This window comes from Micromonospora sp. S4605 (assembly GCF_003176715.1).
GTDB lineage: Bacteria > Actinomycetota > Actinomycetes > Mycobacteriales > Micromonosporaceae > Micromonospora > Micromonospora echinaurantiaca.
Genome location: NZ_QGSW01000428.1, coordinates 1 through 5,399 on the forward strand (window position 1 = coordinate 1; position 5,399 = coordinate 5,399).

The 5,399-nt window shown below is 75.9% G+C and carries 7 protein-coding genes; 4 read left to right on the forward strand and 3 right to left on the reverse strand.

Translation table 11 applies throughout. From position 1 onward, the window contains the following. Window positions 1-197: hypothetical protein (locus DLJ47_RS37350; protein ID WP_233258154.1), on the reverse strand; the 197-nt coding region annotated here is incomplete at its 3' end. Between the two features lies 1 nt (window position 198). Here DLJ47_RS37350 and DLJ47_RS33240 point away from each other — a divergent pair. After that, a complete protein-coding gene (locus DLJ47_RS33240; RefSeq protein WP_109906061.1) occupies window positions 199-597 on the forward strand; it encodes a hypothetical protein in 399 nt (132 codons plus the stop codon). Between the two features lie 66 nt (window positions 598-663). Here DLJ47_RS33240 and DLJ47_RS33245 read toward each other — a convergent pair whose 3' ends face one another. Continuing rightward, entirely contained in the window at window positions 664-1,236 is a 573-nt protein-coding gene (locus tag DLJ47_RS33245) for a DUF3000 domain-containing protein (RefSeq protein ID WP_088995298.1), read from the reverse strand. Window positions 1,237-1,396: 160 nt separating this feature from the next. On the opposite strand from DLJ47_RS33245, the gene hemE reads away from it, so the two are divergent. Genes hemE through hemQ form a run of 3 tightly spaced genes read left to right on the forward strand, consistent with a single transcriptional unit; the run spans window position 1,397 to window position 4,616 of the window. After that, window positions 1,397-2,503 (forward strand): uroporphyrinogen decarboxylase, encoded by a 1,107-nt coding sequence (gene hemE, locus DLJ47_RS33250; RefSeq protein WP_109906067.1) that lies wholly within the window; start codon window positions 1,397-1,399, stop codon window positions 2,501-2,503. 5 nt (window positions 2,504-2,508) lie between these two features. Then, the gene (gene hemG / locus DLJ47_RS33255) at window positions 2,509-3,918 is read left to right on the forward strand and encodes a protoporphyrinogen oxidase (RefSeq protein WP_109906063.1); all 1,410 of its coding nucleotides are present in this window, start codon (window positions 2,509-2,511) and stop codon (window positions 3,916-3,918) included. Then, window positions 3,915-4,616: a hydrogen peroxide-dependent heme synthase gene (gene hemQ, locus DLJ47_RS33260; RefSeq protein WP_109906065.1), complete on the forward strand. Its 702-nt coding sequence runs from the start codon at window positions 3,915-3,917 to the stop codon at window positions 4,614-4,616. The genes hemG and hemQ overlap by 4 nt, the downstream gene beginning before the upstream one ends. A 479-nt stretch (window positions 4,617-5,095) precedes the next feature. On the opposite strand, the gene DLJ47_RS33265 is transcribed toward hemQ, so the two are convergent. Continuing rightward, on the reverse strand, window positions 5,096-5,399 hold a 304-nt coding region (locus tag DLJ47_RS33265), incomplete at its 5' end, for a cellulose binding domain-containing protein (protein ID WP_199236105.1).

A 5,399-nucleotide genomic window follows, 5' to 3' on the forward strand; every position in this document is an offset into this window, starting at 1 on the left:
TCATACGGCGGCCCGGCCTCCGGGCCGGCCGCCTCCGGGCCGGGGTACGGCCAGCCGATGTCGGCGCCGCCGATGTCCGGGCCGCCGATGTCCGGGCCGCCGATGTCCGGGCCGCCCGGGTCGGTGCCGCCGATGTCCGGCCCGCCCGGGTCGGTGCCGCCGTACGGCGCCGCGCCGGCCGCCGCGAAGGGGCGCACCGTGCTGGTCCTGGCCGTGGTGGCCGGCCTGCTCTTCGTCCTCGGCGGGGTGATGACCGGCCTCTTCGTCACCACCAGCGGCAAGCTGGACCGCACCGAGAAGCAGATGGCCAGCCAGGTCAGCCAGCGGGACGGCACCATCGCCGCGAACGCCACGGAGATCGAGAAGCTCAAGGCCGACCTGCAGAGCGTGCAGGACAAGCTGGCCGACACCGAGCAGGACCTGACCGGCACCCGTAACGACCGCGACGAGCAGGCCCGGCAGAAGAAGATCATCGCGACCTGCCTGGACAAGCTCACCACCGCGCTGAACGCGGCCGCCACCGGCAACCGTGCCGCCTTCGACAAGGCCAACAAGGGCCTGGACAAGGTCTGCAACGAGGCCGAGGACTACCTCTGACCCGGCAGCTCTGACCCGGCACGTCGGTCGTGGCTTGCGGTGCGCCGCAGGCCACGACCGACGGGGTCAGGCGGCGCCGGCGGGGCGCCGCTCAGGCAGGGCGGTGACCCCGGGCGGCGGCAGGCCCGCGGTCGAGGCGAGCAGCGCGCACCAGGCGAGCAGGTGCGGGGCCAGGTCGTCGTCCACCGGCGTCCAGGAGGCGCGGATCTCGATGTCGCCGGCGGCGGGCGGGCCGGCCAGCTCGCCGAACCGGGTCGACATGGTCTGGGTGACCGTCCCGCCGATCGCCCGGTGCCGGGCGTCCTGGGCGTCCAGGGCGTCGGTCAACCAGGTCCAGCCCACCCCGGGCAGCAGCGGGTCGGCCGCCAGGTCGACCTCCAGCTCGGCGGTCACGTAGGTGACCAGCCGCAGCGTCCCCTGCCAGGCCTCGTGGCCGGCCGGGTCGTGCAGCAGGATCAGCCGCCCGGCGGCCACCTCATCGCCGTCGCGCAGCACGGCGGCGGAGAGCGCGAAGGCGTACGGGGCGAGCCGCTGCGGCGCGCCCACCTCCTCGAGCACGATCTCGGGCCGGGGTGCCGCCGACCGCAACCCGGCGACCGCGCGGGCGAAGGTCTCCGGAAGCGCGATCGGGGGGGCCATGCCGGCAGCCTATGCCCGCGTCCGGCCGACGACCGGGACGGCACGCCGAGCGGGGCGGCCGCGCACCGGGCCGGCCCGGCCGACCAGAGGCGTTCGGCCCCCTCGTTCCACATCACAAAAGGCGGCGGTGGGCGCGGGCGACAGCGGGCACCGTGGCACGATGGCCGCGATGACCACCGACACCACGGGCACCGCCGCCCGAGACGAGGCACCCCGCCCCGGCGGACCGGCCGACTCGCCCTTCGTCCGGGCCTGCCGGCGCCGGCCGGGCCCGCACACCCCGGTCTGGTTCATGCGTCAGGCCGGCCGGTCGCTGCCGGAGTACCGGGAGATCCGGGCCAACGTGGGGATGCTGGAATCCTGCCGCCGCCCCGAGCTGGTGGCCGAGATCACCCTCCAGCCGGTGCGCCGGCACCGGGTGGACGCCGCCATCCTGTTCAGCGACATCGTGGTGCCGGTCGCCGCCGCCGGGGTCGACCTGGACATCGTGCCCGGCACCGGGCCGGTGGTGGCCGAGCCGGTGCGCACCGCCGACGACGTCGAGCGGATCCGCCCGATCACCCGGGCCGACGTCTCCTACGTGGACGAGGCGGTCCGGTTGCTGGTCGCCGAGCTCGGCGACACCCCGTTGATCGGCTTCGCCGGGGCGCCCTTCACGCTGGCCAGCTACCTGGTCGAGGGCGGCCCGTCGCGCACCCACGCGAAGACCAAGGCGCTGATGTACGGCGACCCGGAGCTGTGGCACGCGCTCTGCGCCCGGCTGGCCGAGGTGACCCTGGCCTTCCTGCGGGTCCAGGTGGACGCCGGGGTCTCCGCCGTGCAGCTCTTCGACTCCTGGGCCGGCGCGCTGTCCGAGGCCGACTACCGCCGCTACGTGCTGCCGCACTCGACGGCGGTGCTCTCCGGCCTGGCCGACGCCGGCGTGCCGCGGATCCACTTCGGGGTGGGCACCGCCGAACTGCTCACCGCGATGGGCGAGGCCGGCGCGGACGTGGTCGGCGTCGACTGGCGTACGCCGCTGGACACCGCGACCCGGCGGATCGGCACCGACAAGGCCGTGCAGGGCAACCTCGACCCGGCCGTGCTGCTCTCCCCGTGGCCGGTGGTCGAGGCCGAGGTGCGGCGGATCCTGACCGAGGGGCGAGCCGCCCCCGGGCACGTGTTCAACCTCGGCCACGGCGTGCTGCCGGAGACCGACCCCGACGTGCTGACCCGGGTGGTCGCGCTGGTGCACGAGCTGTCCGCACGCCCGGCCGACGGGAGCTGAGCCCGGTGGCGCGGCCGTGGCGGGTGGCGGTGGTGGGCGGCGGGATCGCCGGTCTGGCCGCCGCGGTCCAGCTGCGCGACCGCGCCCCGGACGGCACCGAGATCATCGTGTACGAGCAGTCCGGCGCGCTCGGCGGGAAGCTGCGCACCGGCGAGCTGGCCGGCCAGCCGGTGGAGTTCGGCGCCGAGTCCTTCCTGATGCGCGACCCGGCCGGCGGCGAGTCCGCCGCGGTCGCCCTGGTCCGCCGGCTCGGGCTGGCCGACCGGATCGTGCACCCCACGGTCGGGCGGGCCGCGCTCGCCCTGGCCGGCCGGCTGCGGCCCATCCCGGGCGGCACCCTGGTCGGCGTACCGGGGGATCTGGCCACGGTGACCACGGTGGCTCGGCCGGACGCGGCGGCCGACCGGGACGAGGGCCGCCCGCTGCTCGGCCCGGACGGTGACGTCAGCGTCGGCGCGCTGGTCCGGTCCCGGTTCGGCGACGAGGTGGTCGACCGGCTGGTCGACCCGATGCTGGGCGGGGTGTACGCCGGCCGGGCCGACGACCTGTCGCTGGTCACCACGATGCCCGCGCTGGCCCGCGCCGCCCGGGTGGAGCACACCCTGGTCGGCGCGGTGCGGGCCGCGCAGGCCGCCGCGCCGCGCGCTCCCGGCGCCCCGGTCTTCGGCACCCTGGCCGGCGGGCTCGGCACCCTGGTCGAGGCGGCGGCCCGGGCCAGCGGCGCGACGCTGCGCCGGAACGCGGCCGTCCGCGAGCTGCACCCGACGCCGGCCGGCTGGCGGCTGACCGTCGGCCCGACCCGGGACGCGGAGCAGGTCGAGGTCGACGCGGTGGTGCTCGCCGTGCCGGCCCGCCCGGCCGCCCGGCTGCTCGCCGGGCTCGTGCCGGAGCTGGCGGACACCGTCGGCGGGCTGGACTACGCCAGCGTCGCGCTGGTCACCCTGGCGCTGCCCGAGCCGGAGCTGCCGGAGCTGTCCGGCTTCCTGGTGCCGAGCACCGAGGGGTTGCTGATCAAGGCGTCCACGTTCTTCACCACCAAGTGGGGGCACCTGCGCCGGCCGGACGGGCTGGCGCTGGTCCGCGCCTCGGTCGGCCGGTACGGCGAGGAGACGTCGCTGCAGCGTACGGACGAGGACCTGGCCGCGACCGTGCACCGGGAGCTGTCGGCGGTGCTCGGCGTTCCGTTGCCCGCCCCGGTGGACGGGCACGTGCAGCGGTGGGGCGGTGCGCTGCCCCAGTACACCCCCGGGCACGCCGACCGGGTCGCCGCCGCCCGGGCGGCCCTGCGGGTGGGTCACCCCACCCTGGCGCTGGCCGGCGCCGCGTACGACGGGGTCGGCATCCCGGTCTGCGTGCGCTCCGGGGCGACGGCGGCCGACGAGATCATCACAGCACTGGAGGGATCGGCGAGATGACCGAGCAGACCAACGCGGCCCGGCTGCGCGAGCTGAACGCGACCATCCGCTACACGATGTGGTCGGTGTTCCGGGCCAGCAGCCCGCTGCCGTCGCTGCGGGACAACGTCACCGGCGAGGTCGAGGCGCTCTTCGAGGAGTTGGCCGGCAAGGACGTGGTGATCCGCGGCACGTACGACGTGGCCGGACTGCGCGCCGACGCGGACCTGATGATCTGGTGGCACGCCGAGTCCAGCGACGCGCTCCAGGACGCGTACCTGCGGTTCCGCCGGACCACGCTGGGCCGCGCGCTCACCCCGGTCTGGTCGCAGATGGCGCTGCACCGGCCGGCCGAGTTCAACAAGAGCCACATCCCGGCGTTCCTGGCCGGCGAGGAGGCCCGCCGCTACGTGTGCGTCTACCCGTTCGTGCGCTCGTACGAGTGGTACCTGCTGCCGGACGCGGAGCGGCGGGAACTGCTCGCCGAGCATGGCCGACTGGCGCGCGGCTACCCGGACGTGCGGGCCAACACGGTCGCCTCGTTCGCCCTCGGCGACTACGAGTGGATGCTCGCCTTCGAGGGCGACGAGCTGCACCGGATCGTCGACCTGATGCGCGACCTGCGCGCCTCGGGGGCCCGCCGGCACGTCCGGGAGGAGATCCCGTTCTTCACCGGTCGCCGCCGGTCCATCGCCGACATCGTCAACTGCCTGGTCTGACGTCCCGCCGTCCCGCCGTCCCGACGCCCCGCCGTGCCCCGCCGGGCCCCGGCCGCCGAGACGCCGGACGGACCCGGCGTGCGTCGGGCGTCGCGCGGGGCGTCGAGGTCGGGCGTCGATCCGGCGGGCGGCGGCGTTCCTACGCCGGTCCTGTCGAGCTGCCCTCACCGATGGGGCGGCCACCCACCGCCGGCGTCGTGACTCCTGGGTGGCGTCACCGCCGGCTGCTGCGGGTGGTGTCACCGCTGGCTTCCTGTGGGTGGTCTCATCGTCGGCTTGCTGCGGGTGGTCTCACCGGTGGGGCAGCTCGACAGTGACCGGGCAGGCGCCCGAAGGTCCGCGTCGCACGCCGGGCGCCGGGCGCCGGCCCGACAGGACGCGGCGGTGGCGACGCGCCTCCTGCTCGAACCCGGCGGCACCGCGGTGGTGGCCGGCCGGGGCCGCGTCCGGAGGCAGGGGGACGCGGCCCCGGCCGGGGATCAGCTGCCCGTCGTGCAGGTGAGCAGCGGTGCGGTGTTGCTGCTGCCGTTCCACGAGCCGAGGAAGCCGAAGGTGGTGCTCGCCCCGGCGCCGAGGCTGCCGTTGTATCCGACGTTGCGCGCGACGATCCGGTTTCCGCTGGTGCTGACCGTGGCGTTCCACGCCGAGCTGACCTGCTGGCCGTCGGCGTACGTCCAGGTCACCGACCAGCCACTGATCGGCGACCCGCCGTTGGTCACCTGCACCTCACCCTGGAAACCGCCGGCCCACTGCCCGGTGACCCGGTACGTCGCCGTGCACGCG

Bases quoted from the DNA above. Each gene is read 5' to 3' on its own strand.
- hemQ (WP_109906065.1), top strand. From the start codon at position 3,915: ATGACCGAGCAGACCAACGCGGCCCGGCTGCGCGAGCTGAACGCGACC.
- DLJ47_RS33245 (WP_088995298.1), bottom strand. From the start codon at position 1,236: ATGGCCCCCCCGATCGCGCTTCCGGAGACCTTCGCCCGCGCGGTCGCC.
- hemE (WP_109906067.1), top strand. From the start codon at position 1,397: ATGGCCGCGATGACCACCGACACCACGGGCACCGCCGCCCGAGACGAG.